This is a genomic window from Mediterraneibacter sp. ICN-202921 (assembly GCF_037890075.1).
GTDB lineage: Bacteria > Bacillota > Clostridia > Lachnospirales > Lachnospiraceae > Mediterraneibacter > Mediterraneibacter massiliensis.
The window spans coordinates 25,598-42,005 of sequence record NZ_JBBKBE010000009.1; the positions used below are offsets into that span (position 1 = coordinate 25,598).

13 protein-coding genes are annotated in these 16,408 nt (G+C 43.8%); 4 read left to right on the forward strand and 9 right to left on the reverse strand.

Annotated elements, in window-relative coordinates; all coding sequences use genetic code 11:
- Positions 1-48: 48 nt before the first annotated feature.
- The 7 genes from secA to WKT01_RS08750 all read right to left on the reverse strand — a co-directional run bounded on the left by secA (position 49) and on the right by WKT01_RS08750 (position 8,358).
- Entirely contained in the window at positions 49-2,619 is a 2,571-nt protein-coding gene (gene secA, locus WKT01_RS08720) for a preprotein translocase subunit SecA (protein WP_340312067.1), read from the reverse strand.
- A gap of 97 nt (positions 2,620-2,716) precedes the next feature.
- Positions 2,717-3,484, reverse strand: coding sequence for a phosphoribosylformimino-5-aminoimidazole carboxamide ribotide isomerase (gene hisA, locus WKT01_RS08725; RefSeq protein WP_340312069.1), 768 nt, complete (start codon positions 3,482-3,484; stop codon positions 2,717-2,719).
- 120 nt (positions 3,485-3,604) lie between these two features.
- Complete coding sequence (locus tag WKT01_RS08730; protein ID WP_059070032.1) at positions 3,605-3,916, reverse strand: hypothetical protein; 312 nt, start codon at positions 3,914-3,916, stop codon at positions 3,605-3,607.
- Between the two features lie 86 nt (positions 3,917-4,002).
- A complete protein-coding gene (locus WKT01_RS08735) occupies positions 4,003-4,851 on the reverse strand; it encodes a sigma-70 family RNA polymerase sigma factor (RefSeq protein ID WP_340312072.1) in 849 nt (282 codons plus the stop codon).
- A 14-nt stretch (positions 4,852-4,865) separates the two neighbouring features.
- Complete coding sequence (locus tag WKT01_RS08740) at positions 4,866-6,818, reverse strand: fructose-1,6-bisphosphatase (RefSeq protein WP_340312073.1); 1,953 nt, start codon at positions 6,816-6,818, stop codon at positions 4,866-4,868.
- Between the two features lie 30 nt (positions 6,819-6,848).
- Complete coding sequence (gene dapB / locus WKT01_RS08745) at positions 6,849-7,607, reverse strand: 4-hydroxy-tetrahydrodipicolinate reductase (protein WP_059070039.1); 759 nt, start codon at positions 7,605-7,607, stop codon at positions 6,849-6,851.
- Positions 7,608-7,722: 115 nt separating this feature from the next.
- Complete coding sequence (locus WKT01_RS08750) at positions 7,723-8,358, reverse strand: single-stranded DNA-binding protein (protein ID WP_340312075.1); 636 nt, start codon at positions 8,356-8,358, stop codon at positions 7,723-7,725.
- Between the two features lie 207 nt (positions 8,359-8,565).
- Between WKT01_RS08750 and typA the strand changes: the two genes are divergently transcribed.
- From typA to hpf, 3 genes are all read left to right on the forward strand, one after another.
- Complete coding sequence (typA, locus tag WKT01_RS08755) at positions 8,566-10,392, forward strand: translational GTPase TypA (RefSeq protein WP_340312076.1); 1,827 nt, start codon at positions 8,566-8,568, stop codon at positions 10,390-10,392.
- A gap of 24 nt (positions 10,393-10,416) precedes the next feature.
- Positions 10,417-11,028 (forward strand): transporter, encoded by a 612-nt coding sequence (locus WKT01_RS08760; protein WP_282923960.1) that lies wholly within the window; start codon positions 10,417-10,419, stop codon positions 11,026-11,028.
- 84 nt (positions 11,029-11,112) lie between these two features.
- Positions 11,113-11,670 carry a ribosome hibernation-promoting factor, HPF/YfiA family gene (gene hpf, locus WKT01_RS08765; RefSeq protein WP_059070048.1) on the forward strand — a complete coding sequence of 186 codons (558 nt, stop codon included), beginning with the start codon at positions 11,113-11,115 and terminating at the stop codon, positions 11,668-11,670.
- A gap of 101 nt (positions 11,671-11,771) precedes the next feature.
- Here hpf and WKT01_RS08770 read toward each other — a convergent pair whose 3' ends face one another.
- Positions 11,772-12,428 (reverse strand): YigZ family protein, encoded by a 657-nt coding sequence (locus WKT01_RS08770; RefSeq protein WP_340312078.1) that lies wholly within the window; start codon positions 12,426-12,428, stop codon positions 11,772-11,774.
- Between the two features lie 246 nt (positions 12,429-12,674).
- On the opposite strand from WKT01_RS08770, the gene WKT01_RS08775 reads away from it, so the two are divergent.
- Entirely contained in the window at positions 12,675-15,353 is a 2,679-nt protein-coding gene (locus WKT01_RS08775; RefSeq protein ID WP_340312080.1) for a transglycosylase domain-containing protein, read from the forward strand.
- A gap of 96 nt (positions 15,354-15,449) precedes the next feature.
- Here WKT01_RS08775 and WKT01_RS08780 read toward each other — a convergent pair whose 3' ends face one another.
- Positions 15,450-16,391: an ROK family glucokinase gene (locus WKT01_RS08780; RefSeq protein WP_340312081.1), complete on the reverse strand. Its 942-nt coding sequence runs from the start codon at positions 16,389-16,391 to the stop codon at positions 15,450-15,452.
- Positions 16,392-16,408: the final 17 nt, after the last annotated feature.

The following is a 16,408-nucleotide window of genomic DNA, read 5'->3' on the forward strand; positions in this document are numbered from 1 at the left end:
ATCGGTTAAAATGCCACACTTTTTCTTGCACTTTTACCAGAAGTTTTTCTACTTCCTGCCGCAGCACTGTTTATATTTTTTGCCGCTTCCGCATGGACATGGATCATTCGGATAGATTTTCTTTTCTTCCCTTCTTTTAGGAGCCCGCACAGAACTTTCATCTTTATTCGTGCCTGTTACTTTCGCAACTTCCTCCCTCTCAACCTTTTGTTCAACGCGGATATGGAACAGCGTGCGGATCGTTGTCTCTGCAATCGCGCCTGTCATCTCGCCAAACATATTATATCCCATCATCTTATATTCTACAAGGGGATCTCTCTGTCCATATGCCTGAAGTCCTATTCCTTGACGCAGCTGATCCATGTCATCAATATGCGCCATCCATCTTGCATCGATCACTTTTAAAAGTACGACCCGTTCTATCTCTCGTATCTGCTCTGCTTCCGGGAATTCCGCCTCTTTTGCCTCGTACGCCTTCACTGCTTTTTCTTTCAGAAGATGTTTGAGTTCCTTCTGCTGCATAGCCGTAAGTTCTTTTGCCGGAGGCAGCACAAGCTGTGGAATGATGTCATGAACAGCGATTTCCAGTCCTTTCAGATCCCAGTCTTCCGGATCTGCCTCAGAAGAAGCAAACCGATCCGCTGTATTTTCTGCATACTCCGTGATCATATTATAAATCGTATCTCGCATGCTCTCTCCATCAAGCACACGGCGCCTCTCCCCGTAAATGATCTCTCTTTGTTCATTCATGACCTGATCATATTCCAACAGATTCTTACGGATTCCAAAATTGTTGTTCTCTATTTTCTTCTGTGCCTTTTCAATCGCTCCGGAAAGCATTTTATGCTCAATCTGCTCCCCATCTGCTACACCTAACGCGTTAAATACACCCATCAGTTTCTCTGAACCGAACAATCTGAGCAGATCATCTTCCAGTGATATATAAAAACGGGATTCTCCCGGATCGCCCTGACGACCGGAACGTCCTCTTAACTGATTGTCAATACGCCTAGATTCATGTCTCTCTGTACCGATGATCTTCAGTCCGCCTGCCTCTCTTGCCGCATCGTCTAGTTTGATATCTGTACCACGCCCTGCCATGTTAGTCGCAATGGTAACAGCTCCATGTATTCCTGCGTCTGCTACGATCTGGGCTTCCAACTCATGATATTTAGCATTCAGCACATTGTGTTTGATGCCTTCTTTTTTCAGCATTTTGCTCAAAAGTTCAGAGACTTCTATCGTAATCGTACCGACCAGTACCGGCTGGCCAAGTGCATGTGCTTCTTTGACCGCTTCTACAACCGCCTTGTATTTTTCCACTTTCGTCTTAAATACAGCATCGTCCAGGTCCTTTCTCTGGACAGGCATGTTCGTAGGGATTTCGATAACATCCATACCATAAATATCCCGGAACTCCTTTTCCTCTGTCAGCGCAGTACCTGTCATACCACTTTTCTTGTCAAATTTATTGAATAAATTCTGGAATGTAATTGTCGCCAGTGTCTTGCTTTCCCGCCTTACCTTGACATGTTCCTTTGCCTCTATCGCCTGATGCAATCCGTCCGAATACCTTCTTCCCGGCATGATACGGCCTGTAAATTCATCTACGATCATAACCTCGCCTTCGTTCGTCACAACATAGTCCTGATCTTTGAACATCAGATTATGGGCACGTAAGGCAAGAATGATATTATGTTGGATCTCCAGGTTTTCCGGATCTGCAAGGTTCTCAATGTGGAAAAACTTTTCTACCTTTTTTACACCGTCTTCTGTCAGGTTGATCGCTTTTTCCTTCTCATTGACAATATAGTCGCCGGTTTCCTCGATCTCTTCGCCCATGATCGCGTTCATCTTGGAAAATTCCCCGCTTGCTTCTCCTCTTTCCAACTGGCGCGCCAGAATATCGCAGGCCTCATATAATTTCGTTGATTTGCTGCTCTGTCCTGAAATGATCAAAGGTGTTCTCGCCTCATCGATCAAAACAGAATCCACCTCGTCTATAATAGCAAAATGAAGACTTCTCTGTACAAGCTGCTCTTTATAGATCACCATATTGTCTCTCAAATAGTCAAAGCCAAGCTCATTGTTCGTAACATAAGTAATATCGCAGTTATATGCCTGACGGCGCTCGTCATTATCCATGCCATTTAATACAACACCAACGGTCAGTCCCAGGAATTCATGTACTTTCCCCATCCACTGCGCGTCACGGTTTGCCAGATAATCATTGACCGTAACGATATGCACGCCCTTTTCTTCCAGTGCATTTAAATATGCCGGCAGGGTAGATACAAGGGTCTTACCTTCTCCGGTCTTCATCTCTGCAATGCGCCCTTGATGCAGGATGATTCCACCGATCAGCTGTACTCTGTAATGCCTCATTCCCAATACTCTGCCCGCTGCCTCCCGCACAACAGCATATGCTTCCGGCAGAATATCATCCAATGTCTCTCCGTTTTTCAGCCTCTGCTTAAACTCTCTTGTTTTTTCTCTCAGTTCTGCATCGGACAATGTTTTCATATCCGGCTCAAGTGCCTCAATCCGGTCCACGATAGGATAAATACGTTTTAATTCATTTTCACTGTGCGTCCCGAAAATCTTCTCTACTAAACCCATAATCTGAAATTTACTCCTTGTCTAAATTTACTCTATTCTCCATTTTATCACTATCGATTACCTAATTCAACCAATTCATAACTTGTTCATAATTCCTTTACAGGTTTGCAATAGTGCGATATGGGATGTCCCCACCAAACAGATCCAGGGCGCTTCCGATCGTAAAGTCTAATTTCCCATCGCTTTCCCGCTCGAATTCTTTCAATTCCTCCAGCCTGCCGATCCCTCCGGCATAGGTGACCGGACAGGGCACTTTCTCTTTCAGGATTCTGACCAGGTTCCTGTCAAACCCGGCTGCTTTTCCTTCCACATCTACTGCATGGATCAAGAATTCATCACAAAATCCGGAGAGATCTGTCAAAACTTTCTCTGACAATTTTACATCTGTAAATTTTTGCCATCGATCTGTCACAATATAATACTCTTCTCCTTTTTTCCTGCAGCTAAGGTCTAATACAAGACGATCTTTCCCTATTCTTTTTACCAGCTTTTCCAGATTCTCCTGATGGAACTTCCCCCCTGAAAATACATAAGAAGTCACGATCACATGACTCGCCCCTGCTTCTATATAATCGGCCGCATTTTCTTCTGTGATTCCTCCTCCGATCTGCATGCCGCCCGGATAAACAGAAAGTGCCGACAGCGCCTGCTGCCTTGTAGCCTCAAAATACGCAGAATCTCTGGAATTTAACAGAATGATATGTCCTCCTTTCAGGTTGTCTTTCTTATATAACTTTGCATACCATGCGGCACTTTGTTCTGTTGAAAAATTCGTTACCGCCTGATTTCCTTCATCCCTTAAACTGCCTCCCACGATCTGTTTTACTTTTCCATTATGTATATCAATACATGGTCTAAACTTCATGTCTTTCTTCCTTTCACATTTGTTCTGTATACATTATAGCATGGTCCTTACATACCGTCATTGCTTTTTTCCTGTATGGTTATACTCCCTTCATACAAAAATAGAAGGGGAATGCCCCTTCTATCTGTTTTCTTCCGCTTTTTTATCTGCCCCATTGTTTTCTGTCATGTCATCAGCGGCTTTGTCTACATCATCTGTGATATCCTCTGTCACGTCATCCACACCGTCTGTCACATCATCTACTGCATCATTGACAATACCGTTTCCTTTGTCAGATTTATCCTCTTTGTCTTTTCCTGTTGTTGCATCATTCACAGTATCTTCTGTCTGATCCGCGCCATTATCTGCGTCTTTCTCACTGCCGCATGCCGTAGCTGTACTCAGCACTCCCGCGCAGAGAGCCAGAAGCAGAAATTTCTTCATTCTTTTCATAAGAATCTCTCCCTTTCCATAAAATATTGTATCCCTTTTTAATATCCGCACAATATCCTTTGTTTATACATAGAGAGAGAAATTTTTTATTTTGCGCCTTTGCGGAGCTTTTCCATAGCGTGTGCCTCAATCTGCCGTGCACGCTCTCTGGTCACACAAAGTTCTTGTCCTACTTCTTCTAAAGTATAGATTTTTCCGCCTTCCAGTCCAAAACGCATCTTTATGACCTTTTGCTCTCTTTCGCTCAACAGGCTCAAAAGTTCTTCTACTTCTTCCTTCTGTACCAAAAGATCCATTGCTTCCTCAGGCGTATGCTCTGCCGTATCTTCCACCAAGTCAGATAAGTTCGTATCTCCATCTTCTCCCACCGGTGTTTCCAGCGAAACCGGAGCCTGCAGATATGTCATAAGCTCTTTTACATATTCTTCTGTCTTATCCCCCAGCTTTTCTGCGATCTCTGCCGCACTAGGCTCACGTCCAAGTTCCTGCTGAAGTTCTTTTCTCACCTTCTGTACCTTCTTCATATTTTCAGCCACATGAACGGGCACGCGGATTTCCCGGGACTGTTCATCCAACGCGCGCATGATTGCTTCTTTTATCCACCAGGAAGCATACGTAGAAAATCTATTTTCTTTTGTAGAATCATATTTTTCCACAGCACGCATGAGCCCTATATTTCCTTCCTGGATCAAATCCAGAAAGGAAAGTCCTCTCCCCGTGTAATGCTTTGCAATAGAAACGACCAGGCGCAGATTACCTTCCTCCAATTTTCTTTTCGCATCTTCATCTCCCTGGGCACATCGCTGCCCCAGAAGCCGTTCTTCTTCCTCTGACAAAAGCGGAATCTGTCCAATCTCTTTCAAATAGATTTTCAGAGGTTCTGTTGCCTCCACATTTTCCGGTATCGTAATTTCCTGTCCTGCTTTCTCACTCATACATTATATCCCCATTATATTTTTTCTACAATTTTACCGCTTCTATACGCAGCCAGAAGCAATTCTAGATCCTTTACCTGTTCTTTTAATTCTTTTCCAATATCTGTATCGCCTACAAGACGGCGTTCCAACACTCTTTTGACAACCATCATTTCCGAATGGATATCGCTCTCTTTCTCGATTGCCGCCTCCGTAGACTCAAACGGTTCATGGGCCACGAGCAGCAATCCATAGGAGTTATAGATCAGCGTGTAGCCTGCGATTCCTGTTTCTTTCTGGTATGCCTTAGAAAATCCTCCGTCAATGACCATCACCTTGCCACTGCATTTGATCGGACTTTCTCCGTCCTTTCTCTTTACCGGAACATGTCCGTTGACGATATGCGCTGTCTTAGGATCCAACCCAAACTCTTCCATGATCCCATCTATGACCTGTTCATTTTCCAAAAGGAAATAATAGGGATTCTTTTTTTCTACATGTGTTTCTTTTTCTTCCAGAAAATATCTTTCAAATGTCGCCATCTTATTTTTGCCGAACAAAGGAGAATCAGGATGCAGCCAAATATACCACATAGCATCTCTGCCATTTTGCCGTTCTTTTTCGTCCAAAGCAAAGAAACCTTTCCGTATATAACTGTCTAGGACATCATAAAGCTTTTTCCCTTTATATTTCTTTCCGAACAATTCCACTTCCTTCATACTGCCATCCTCATTCAGAGGCACACAGCCATGGTACAGCAGATTATTATTATATACTTTATATAGTCCTCCTTTTGTAAGAAGGAAGCGCATATGATCCTGCAGCTTTTCGCAGCCTATAAAAGCCTGCTCCAGCCGCTCCATGATTTCCTCTTCTTCTGTGCTTAAAGCATAAGGATCTTTGGGGTCTATCGTAGGAAAATTCGTATCCAACAAGGCATATTCTTTTCCTTCCAATACAACCGTCCCTTTTTCGTAATCTATCTTATCTAGAAGCGCACGTTTTTCCAAATGAAACGCTTTCTGCTGCGCGATAATCTGTCCCTCTACCTTGAACTGGATAATAGAGATCGCCTTATGCATGCGCAGATCCATCTCCATCTCCGCCTTATTTGGTTTTTCCGGACCTTTTAACCGGAAACAAGTACACGGATCATCGTGATACGTCCGCAGCGCAAACGTAGCGAGCGGCAGAAGGTTGATCCCATATCCATCCTCCAGAATGTCCAGATTTCCATAACGGGCGCAGATACGTATTACGTTGGCAATGCATCCTCTTTGCCCCGCCGCTGCTCCCATCCACAGTACATCGTGATTCCCCCATTGGATATCAAGTGAATGATAGGCAACCAGCTTGTCCATGATAATATGCGGTCCCGGTCCTCTGTCATATATATCGCCTACTATATGTAAATGATCCACGACCAGACGTTGGATCAAGCTGGAAATAGCTTCTATAAATTCTTCCGCCCTGCCAATACGGATGATAGTCGTAATGATCGAATTATAATAAGACTCTTTATCATTAAACTCTACCTTCTCCGTGATCAGTTCTTCGATTACATAAGCAAAATCTTTCGGCAGAGCCTTTCGAACTTTAGAACGCGTATATTTGCTCGCCGCGCGTTTGCTTACTTCGATCAGACGATATAAATTGATCTTATACCAGTCTTCCATGTTGCTCTCTGTCTTTTTCACCAGTTCCATCTTGGCTTTCGGATAATAGATCAGTGTGGCAAGCGACTGCTTATCTCTCGAACTCAATGTATTTCCAAATACGTCATCGATTTTTCTCCTGACAGAGCCTGAACCGTTTTTTAACACATGCGCAAACGCTTCATATTCTCCATGGATGTCTGTCAAAAAATGCTCTGTTCCTTTCGGCAGGTTTAAAATCGCCTGCAGATTGATGATTTCCGTGGATGCTGCCGCGATCGTAGGATACAGATCTGACAGCCGCTCCAGATATTTCATCTCCAGTTCTTTCATGAGTTCTTCCTCCTCATCTTCCAAAGTTCGCTAAAATGCGATCACATCTCCCATATCATACATGCCTCTGTCTTTTCCTTTTAAATACTTCGCGGCCTCCACAGCGCCTTTCGCAAACACACTCCGTGAATATGCCGTATGTTTAAACTCGATCACTTCGTCGGTTCCGGCAAAGAGTACTTCATGCTCTCCTACGATCGTCCCTGCTCTCACAGCAGAGATCCCGATTTCTTTCTTCTCTCGTTTTTTGCGTACCTGACTTCTGTCATAGACATATGTACACGTGTTGTCAAGTGCTTCATTTATCGCGTCCGCCATCGCCAAAGCAGTGCCGCTGGGAGCATCCAGTTTTTGATTATGATGCTTTTCCACCAATTCTATATCATATCCTGCTGGAGAAAGTACCTGTGCTGCCTCTTTTAAAAGCTTTAATAAAAGATTGATCCCCATAGACATATTCGCAGATTTTAAAACTGCAATTTTTTCAGATATTCTCTTCACCTTTTCTGACTGTTCTTCTGAAAGTCCGGTCGTACATAATACCACCGGCATATTTTTCTCCACACAGTAATCTAGCAAGGCGTCCACCGCCTTTGCGTTAGAAAAATCTATGACTACATCCGCCTCTATATTGCAGGATCGGATATCATCAAATACAGGGTATTCATTTGCAGTCTCTGTATATGTGTCTACTCCTGCTACGATTGCTGCACACTCATCATTTTTTATAATTTCCGTGATCATCCGTCCCATTTTTCCGTTACAGCCATGCATAATGATTTTAACCATATTATATTCCTCCTCGTGTTCCACTAGTTGCATTCATCCGTACTATCAAAAAAAGGATACCACATTTGAGTCCGTTCCTCAACATTGATATCCTTTTCACAAATAGCTCTATACTCTATCCTTCTTCGTTCAAACATTCCAGCTTGCTAACAGACACCTCATATGCCGTCCTTACTTCTGTCTCTGTTTCGGATAATTTTTTTACATACTCCCTGCTCTGTATCCTTCCGAGTACCTGCACATGTTCTCCCACTTCAAAATTCGACGCATATCTCGCATTTCTTCCCCAGCAGATACAAGGTATATAATCTGATTTTCCATATGGTCGGTTCACTGCAAGCAGCAGATCTGCGATTTCTCTTCCAAGCGGCGTTTTCCTATAAACCGGTTTCTTGCAGATATACCCTTCCAAAAGAATATAATTTGTCTTTGCGCCATCGGGTTCCTCTTCAATAAATTCGATCTCTCTTACGAATACAGATAATACCAGACGGTTTTTCTGTTCCTCATGACGATTATAGGAGCGGAACTGTCCGGAAACCATGATAAAAGAACCTCTGTAATCCTGGGTCACATCGATCAGTCGTTCCGAGACCATAAGTGGAATACGGTCATCGGAATTACTCAATCTCCTGACTAAAACATCCACCATATAAAATCCTTCTCCAAAAACTTCGTGGCTGTATGTAAATGTAGAAGCCACCTCACCCATGATCGTTACCTGATTGTTCTCAATAATCTTATCTGACATAATTTGTAGTTCTCCCTTCCTCTGTTTGGTATTTTTGAGTCAATACTAAGTCTATGAATCAAATTTCCCGTTTAGAACCGATACTGTTAAAAACCCTTCGACAAAAAAAGCCTCTCTTTTTATCCCCTTGTAAATTTTTTATTTTATGATAGAATAAAACAGTTATAAAAATAAACCATAATTCCTTGAAAAGAAAGAGTGTTAAGTATGAAAACAAAACGTGAAGATATTAGAAATATTGCAATCATCGCCCATGTAGATCATGGCAAGACAACGCTGGTCGACGAATTACTTAAACAAAGCGGAGTTTTTCGTGAAAACCAGGAAGTGGCAGAACGCGTTATGGATTCCAACGATATCGAACGGGAACGCGGAATCACAATCCTGTCCAAAAATACCGCCGTATTTTACAACGGCGTAAAGATCAACATCATCGATACACCCGGGCATGCCGATTTTGGCGGTGAAGTGGAACGTGTCTTAAAAATGGTAAACGGTGTCGTTCTGGTTGTCGACGCATTTGAAGGAGCAATGCCGCAGACAAAATTCGTGCTGCGCAAAGCGCTCGAATTAGATCTTCCGGTCATCGTCTGTATCAACAAGATCGACCGCCCAGAAGCCCGTCCGGACGAAGTGATCGATGAAGTCCTGGAACTATTCATGGATCTGGATGCTTCCGATGAACAGTTAGACTGTCCTTTTGTCTACGCTTCAGCCAAATCCGGTGTCGCTGTACTTGACTTAACAGATGATGAGAAGGACATGAAGCCTCTATTCGAAACGATCCTCGATTATATCCCGGCTCCTGAAGGAGATCCAGACGCGCCTACTCAGACATTGATCAGTACCATCGACTATAATGAATATGTGGGCCGTATCGGTGTAGGCAAAGTAGATAACGGCACCATTGCTGTCAATCAAGAACTGCTTCTTGTCAACCATCATGATCCAGATAAGCAAGAAAAAGTGAAGATCAGCAAACTATATGAATTCGACGGGCTAAATAAAATAGAAGTAAAAGAGGCATCCGTCGGTTCCATTGTCGCCATATCCGGTATTTCTGACATTGCTATAGGAGATACTCTTTGTTCACCTGAGAATCCCCAAGCAATTCCTTTCCAAAAAATATCGGAACCTACGATCTCTATGCAGTTTATTGTCAATGACAGTCCATTCGCCGGACAAGAGGGAAAATATGTCACCTCCCGCCATATACGTGACCGCCTGTTCCGCGAGCTTAACACGGATGTAAGCCTCCGTGTAGAAGAGACAGAAAACGCAGATAGTTTCAAGGTATCCGGACGCGGAGAACTGCATCTTTCTGTCCTGATCGAAAATATGCGTCGAGAAGGCTATGAATTTGCAGTCAGCAAAGCGGAAGTACTATATAAAACCGATAAAAACGGAAAAAAACTGGAACCCATGGAACTTGCTTATGTAGATGTCCCGGAGGAATTCACCGGCACTATCATAGACAAATTAAGCCAACGCAAGGGAGAACTCCGGAATATGGGAACCTCAAACGGCGGCTATACCCGTCTAGAATTCTCCATCCCTGCACGTGGTCTCATCGGATATCGTGGAGAATTCATGACCGACACAAAGGGAAATGGTATCTTAAACACTGTCTATGATGGATATGCCCCCTACAAAGGCGACATCCAGTATCGCAAACAAGGATCCCTCATTGCTTTTGAAGCAGGAGAATCTGTCACTTATGGATTGTACAGTGCTCAGGAACGTGGTACATTATTTATAGGTCCCGGAGAAAAAGTATATGCCGGCATGGTCATCGGACAAAATGGCAAAGCTGAGGATATCGAGCTCAATGTCTGCAAGACCAAACACCTGACAAATACTCGATCTTCCAGTGCCGATGAAGCCTTGCGCCTGACTCCGCCGAAAATCCTAAGTCTTGAACAAGCGCTGGATTTTATCGATACAGACGAATTGTTGGAAGTCACTCCGGAATCTTTGCGGATCCGCAAGAAAATATTAGATTCCAGACTGCGTAAGCGCAGCAATTTGAAATAGAACAGAACTGCAAAGGAGGTTCTTATGAAAAAATACGCCAAAGCATTTCTCAAACATCTGACTACTGTTTTGGAATATATCATCGCGGCATTGCTGGCTGGCGGCATTATCATTATGATTTTTCAGGTTCTTGCCTCTTTTAATCATCTGACCGATTTCAGCACATATCCCAATTATGAGGATCTTCTTACGGTATGCTTTAATCTGATCATCGGAGTAGAAATGATACGTATGCTGTATCTGCATACTCCTATGACTGTTTTTGAAGTCCTGCTTTTTGCTATCGCCCGTCAGATTATCATCGACCATTCTTCTCCTGTCAACAGTTTGCTCGGGGTGATTGCCATCGCTATTTTATTTGCAACGAGAAAATTCCTCTTTGTAGTTTTTGATGAATCAGAAAAGACTATATTTCGTGCCACCCAGAAAGTCCGTCATATTAATCGTCTGATCCATGTCAATATCCCCTATGAAAATGACGAGACGCTTTTGGATGTTATCACAAAAAAATTAAAAGAGGATGAGACTGAATTAGGAATTGGTGCATGTACCTATTTCTCTGATTTCGGTCTCCGTGTCGCCAAAATGACAGATGGAAAAATCACGCGGATCGAAGTGATTCGTTCTATACATTAGTCAGGTTTCATGCTATAATATCTACATAATACAAACAGTTTTTTCTTTCTGCTTGTATAATATGAACAAAAGGAGTTGAGCAGCATGAATTTTATTATCAGTGGTAAAAACATTGAAGTGACTCCCGGACTCAAGGAAGTCATCGAACAAAAATTAGGAAAACTTGAAAGGTATTTCACTCCTGAAACAGAAATCATTGTAACTCTCAGTGTAGAAAAAGAACGGCAGAAGATTGAAGTCACGATTCCGGTAAAAGGAAATATCATCCGTTCTGAACAGACAAGCAATGATATGTATGTATCTATTGATCTTGTAGAGGAAATCATTGAACGCCAGCTGCGCAAATACAAAAACAAACTGGTTGCTAAAAGTCAAGGACATCCTACCGCTTCTTCTGCAGGAAACAACTTTAAAAAGGAGTTCTTTGAATCGGAAGAAGATTCCGTGGAGGACGACGAGATACGCATCGTAAGAACAAAACGTTTTGGTATCAAGCCAATGTATCCAGAAGATGCATGTATACAGATGGAGTTATTGGGACATAGTTTCTTTGTATTCTCCAATGCCGAGACAGATGAAGTCAATGTTGTATATAAACGTAAGGACGGTTCCTTTGGACTGATCGAACCTGAATTTGCATAAACAACACAGAAAAAGAGCATATCAGAAGTGATATGTTCCAAATAGAGGGGCGCTGCTCCATAGATGAACATTCACCTATAGCGCAGCGCCCCCGTTCTCTTTCAATATTCCTTAAGTATCTTTATTTCTCCTTCTATTTTCGCAAACCAACATATACCTACTTTTTCGATCTGTACTTTTCCGTTCGTTCCTTCTATTAGCCCCGCGCATACAACCCTTTCTTCCTCTTTTGCTGTCAGTGCATATAATTCTACCCGTTCAGCATACACCGTTTCTATGACAGGTATGCCTCTTTGTCCCAAAATATACTGGATCTTGCCAAGCCCTGTATAATCTGTCTTTATTTTCAGTTTAAACCCTTCTATTTTGGTAATAATCGTACTAGAAGCAAGCGCCTCTTTACACGCAGAAGAATATGCACGCACCAAACCGCCTGTTCCAAGCAGTGTGCCCCCAAAATACCTTGTCACCACGACCAGAACATTGGACAGTTTTTGTCCTCTGATGACTTCCAGGATCGGCTTCCCGGCAGTGCCGCTCGGTTCTCCATCATCGCTGCAGCGCTCTGCTGCCTGTGTATCTCCAATTACATATGCCCAGCAGTGATGTCTCGCATCCCAGTACTGCTTTTTTACCTCTTCCAGGATCTCTGCCGCCTCTTCCTCCGAGGATACCGGAAATACCTCTGCGATAAAACGGGACTTTTTCTCGACAATTTCCGCAGAAGCTCCTTGATATACTGTCTGATACTTTTCCAAACTATTGCCCTCTTTTCTTTCCTGCTACTAACACTATACCAGACTCCTGAAAAACTACAAGAATTTCTTAAGATTTCCTTAGAAATGTGAAGAATTTATTTTTTTCTTTATTTAGATATGTAAATTTGCTATAATCATAAGAGTGATTCTTTTGTGCCGGATCATTTTCGGCGGCTAAATCGGCGCAGACAGATACCTCTGTCTGTGTTTTATCGCTTTCGAGCAGATATAAGGAGGATTTGATTCATGAATTACGGAAAAGAGAATCTTTCCAAGAGAAAGAAAAATATCTCTTCTAAGAAGAAAATGAAAAAGAAACGGGTCGGCGTCCGGGTATTTAAAGCTGTCGTCATCTGCCTGCTTCTGATCGGTATGATCGGAGTAGCCGGAACTGCTTTCTTTGCAAAGAAGATCATAGACAATGCGCCAAAGGTTACACCTGCGAATATCAAACCGCAGGGATATACTACCTTTGTATATGCCAAAGACGGCACTGAGCTGGAACAATTTAAAGAATCCGGTTCTAACCGTGTCTATAAAACGATCGACGAGGTTCCGGAATATCTGGCAAACGCTTTTGTCGCTATCGAGGACGAGCGTTTTTATGAACATAATGGGATAGATCTACAAGGTATTTTAAGAGCTGCCGTTATCGGCGTCACTTCCGGCGGTGATTTTTCACAGGGGGCAAGTACGCTGACACAACAGCTTATTAAAAATAATGTTTTCCCTAATTTCACGGATGAAAAGACATTTTATGACCGTCTGGAAAGAAAACTGCAGGAACAGTATCTTGCGGTCGAAATCGAAAAACAAATGAGTAAAGATGAAATACTGGAATCTTATATGAACACGATCAATCTAGGTCAGAGTTGTCTAGGTGTCCAGGCTGCATCCAAACGCTACTTTAACAAAGATGCTTCTGAATTGACACTCTCTGAATCCGCTATGATCGCCGGTATCACACAGAATCCAACCTACTATGATCCAGTTATAAATCCAGAGAATAATGCAAAACGCCGGGAAGAAGTTCTAAATAAGATGCTGAAACAAAAATATATCACACAGGCCGAGTATGATGAAGCCCTTGCAGATCCGGTATATGATCGGGTTTTGCAGACTGCTCCTGCTTCCGACGCCACCCCCTATTCCTATTTTTCTGACTCTCTGGCAGAACAGGTCATCCAGGATCTGATGGAACGCAAAGGTTTTACCGAGACACAGGCACACAACGCATTATACAGCGGAGGCCTGACGATCACGGCGACGCAAGATCCTACTATACAACAAATCTGTGATGAGGAGGTCGCAAATGTAGGCGACTATCTCGGTGTATGGGAATATGGTCTTGATTATGCTCTGACGATCAACCGGGCGGATGGTACAGTGGAGAATTACAGTAAAGAAATGCTGGGAGACTATATCGCCTCTGCCTGGGGACGTGAATATCCGCTTGTCTTTTATTCTGAAGAGGAAGTACACAGCGCAATCGCGGAATATAAAGGCACTTTGAATATCACGGAGGAGGATACCGTGGACGAACGGATCGATATTTCCCCACAGCCGCAGGCTTCTGTCGTTTTGATGGATCAATATACCGGAGAAGTAAAAGCAATCGTTGGCGGGCGCGGAGAAAAAACAGCCAGTCTTTCTCTCAACCGTGCCACTGATTCGCCCAGACAGCCTGGTTCCTGTTTCAAGGTGCTTTCCACCTATGCTCCCGCGATCGACAGCGCAGGTTATACTCTTGCAACCATGATCGACAATAAGGGACCTTTTACCTATAAAGACGGCAACAAAGCCAACAACTGGGACAATCAGTATCCTGGTCAGTCCACAGTCCGCTACTCTATCGAACATTCCATCAATGTCTGTGCTGTAGAGACGTTGACTGCGATCGGTGAACAAACCGGTTATGATAAACTGCTGGACTTTGGCTTTACGACTCTGGTAGATGGAAATAATGAAAATTTCCCTGGTATGACAGACGTTGCGCAGGCAACTGCTCTGGGTGGTATCACAAGAGGTGTATATAATATCGAAATGACTGCTGCATACGCTTCGATCGCAAATGGCGGTGTATATACAAAACCAATCCTGTATACGCAGGTACTTGATCATGACGGGAATGTTTTATTAGACAATACAACACCTGACACACACCAGGTACTCAAAGACTCCACCGCAGCACTTTTAACCAGCGCAATGCGGGATGTTATTGAAAAGGGCACTGGTACAGCGGCAAGGCTGAACAGCATGCCGGCAGCCGGCAAGACAGGTACAACAGAGAACAGTACTGACCTCTGGCTTTCTGCTTTCACTCCATACTACACTTGTTCTGTATGGGGCGGATATGACGAAAATAAACCAATGGATGGCATCAGTCAGGTTTGGCATGAGACTCTATGGAAAAACATCATGGATCGTGTTCATGAAGGACTGGAATACAAAGATTTTACAATGCCGTCCTCTGTAGAGCAGAAAACGATCTGTACAAAAACCGGACTTTTGGCAGTAGATGGATGCCCAGCCCTGACAGAATATTTTGCTGTCGGCACTGTTCCAACGCAGAGTTGTTCCGGGCATAAAGATGAAGAAGATAAAGATAAAGACAAGGATAAGGATAAAGATAAGGACAAAGATACCTCCGACACGGATGATACTGACAATGAAAATACCAATAATGGCGGTACCGACGGTGGCGATACCGATGGCGGCGGTACTGGCGGCGGCGATGGCGGCGGCGATGGCGGCGGTACTGGCGGCGGTGATGGCGGCGGTACTGGCGGCGGTGATGGCGGCGGTACTGGCGGCGGTGATGGCGGCGGTACTGGCGGCGGCGATGGCGGTACTGGTGGTGGTACCGGCGGCGGCACTGGCGGTGGTGAAACCGGCGGCACTGGCGGCGGCAATACCGGTCAATAGTTTCCTGCTATAAGACACAGAACAAAATAAGTCCCTCCCGGCAATATACATGAACCGTGAGGGACTTATTGCTGCTATAGTATTCTTCTGTTTCTATCAGCACACCTCGTCTATGATCAGTTTTGCAGCGCCGCAGATGCCTGCGTCATTTCCTAGCGTCGCCAAAACAAACCGCACCTCTTTATTAGCAAAAAAAGCATGTTCCTTATAAGGCTTTTCTATAAAAGAAAGCAGTACATCTCCCGCTTTTGATACTCCTCCGCCCAATACGATAACAGAAGGATCTGTAACTGCTGCCAGATTCGCCAGACCACATCCTAAATATTCACCAAACGCGATTGCGATTTCCTTTGCCACTTCATCCCCTTCTTTGACGGCGTCAAATACATCTTTGGCAGTCACTTTTTCCTCTTTCAATAGAGTTTGTTTATCCGTGCTCTTTAACTTTTGTTTTGCCAGACGCACGATACCCGTTGCAGAAGCATACTGTTCCAGACATCCTCGTTTTCCGCATCCACAGGTTTCTGTCTCACTGTAATTCACACAGATATGACCAATCTCCCCTCCTGCCCCGTGTGCACCGGTGAGGACTTTTCCATTGATGATCACACCGCCGCCCACGCCGGTTCCAAGCGTCACCATCACCATATTTTTTTCTCCGCTGCCGCCGCCTTTCCACATCTCGCCCAGCGCAGCTACATTTGCGTCATTTCCTACTTTTACTTTCAATCCCGTCAATGCTTCCAGTTCTTTTCTGACTTCTTTGTACTTCCATCCTAGATTTACACTTCCATTTACAATACCGTCTTCCGTCACCGGAGCAGGCACTCCTACACCGATCCCGATCACATTCTCTTTTTCTATGTGATGCTCTGCAAGTTTCTTTTCGATTGCATCCGCTATATCCGGCAGTACAGCTGCTCCTTCATTGTCCGTATGGGATATGATCTCCCACTTGTCGATGATATCCCCTTCTGCTCCCAAAAGTCCTAGTTTTACTGTTGTTCCTCCAATATCAACTCCAAAACAATACTTCATGTCTGTCCCCTATCCTT

Excerpts from the sequence above, each read along its gene's own strand:
- typA (WP_340312076.1), top strand. The coding sequence starts at position 8,566 with ATGAAAACAAAACGTGAAGATATTAGAAATATTGCAATCATCGCCCAT.
- dapB (WP_059070039.1), bottom strand. The coding sequence starts at position 7,607 with ATGGTTAAAATCATTATGCATGGCTGTAACGGAAAAATGGGACGGATG.
- WKT01_RS08775 (WP_340312080.1), top strand. The coding sequence starts at position 12,675 with ATGAATTACGGAAAAGAGAATCTTTCCAAGAGAAAGAAAAATATCTCT.
- WKT01_RS08735 (WP_340312072.1), bottom strand. The coding sequence starts at position 4,851 with ATGAGTGAGAAAGCAGGACAGGAAATTACGATACCGGAAAATGTGGAG.
- WKT01_RS08740 (WP_340312073.1), bottom strand. The coding sequence starts at position 6,818 with ATGAAAGAACTGGAGATGAAATATCTGGAGCGGCTGTCAGATCTGTAT.
- hpf (WP_059070048.1), top strand. The coding sequence starts at position 11,113 with ATGAATTTTATTATCAGTGGTAAAAACATTGAAGTGACTCCCGGACTC.
- WKT01_RS08750 (WP_340312075.1), bottom strand. The coding sequence starts at position 8,358 with ATGTCAGATAAGATTATTGAGAACAATCAGGTAACGATCATGGGTGAG.
- WKT01_RS08780 (WP_340312081.1), bottom strand. The coding sequence starts at position 16,391 with ATGAAGTATTGTTTTGGAGTTGATATTGGAGGAACAACAGTAAAACTA.
- WKT01_RS08730 (WP_059070032.1), bottom strand. The coding sequence starts at position 3,916 with ATGAAAAGAATGAAGAAATTTCTGCTTCTGGCTCTCTGCGCGGGAGTG.
- hisA (WP_340312069.1), bottom strand. The coding sequence starts at position 3,484 with ATGAAGTTTAGACCATGTATTGATATACATAATGGAAAAGTAAAACAG.
- secA (WP_340312067.1), bottom strand. The coding sequence starts at position 2,619 with ATGGGTTTAGTAGAGAAGATTTTCGGGACGCACAGTGAAAATGAATTA.
- WKT01_RS08760 (WP_282923960.1), top strand. The coding sequence starts at position 10,417 with ATGAAAAAATACGCCAAAGCATTTCTCAAACATCTGACTACTGTTTTG.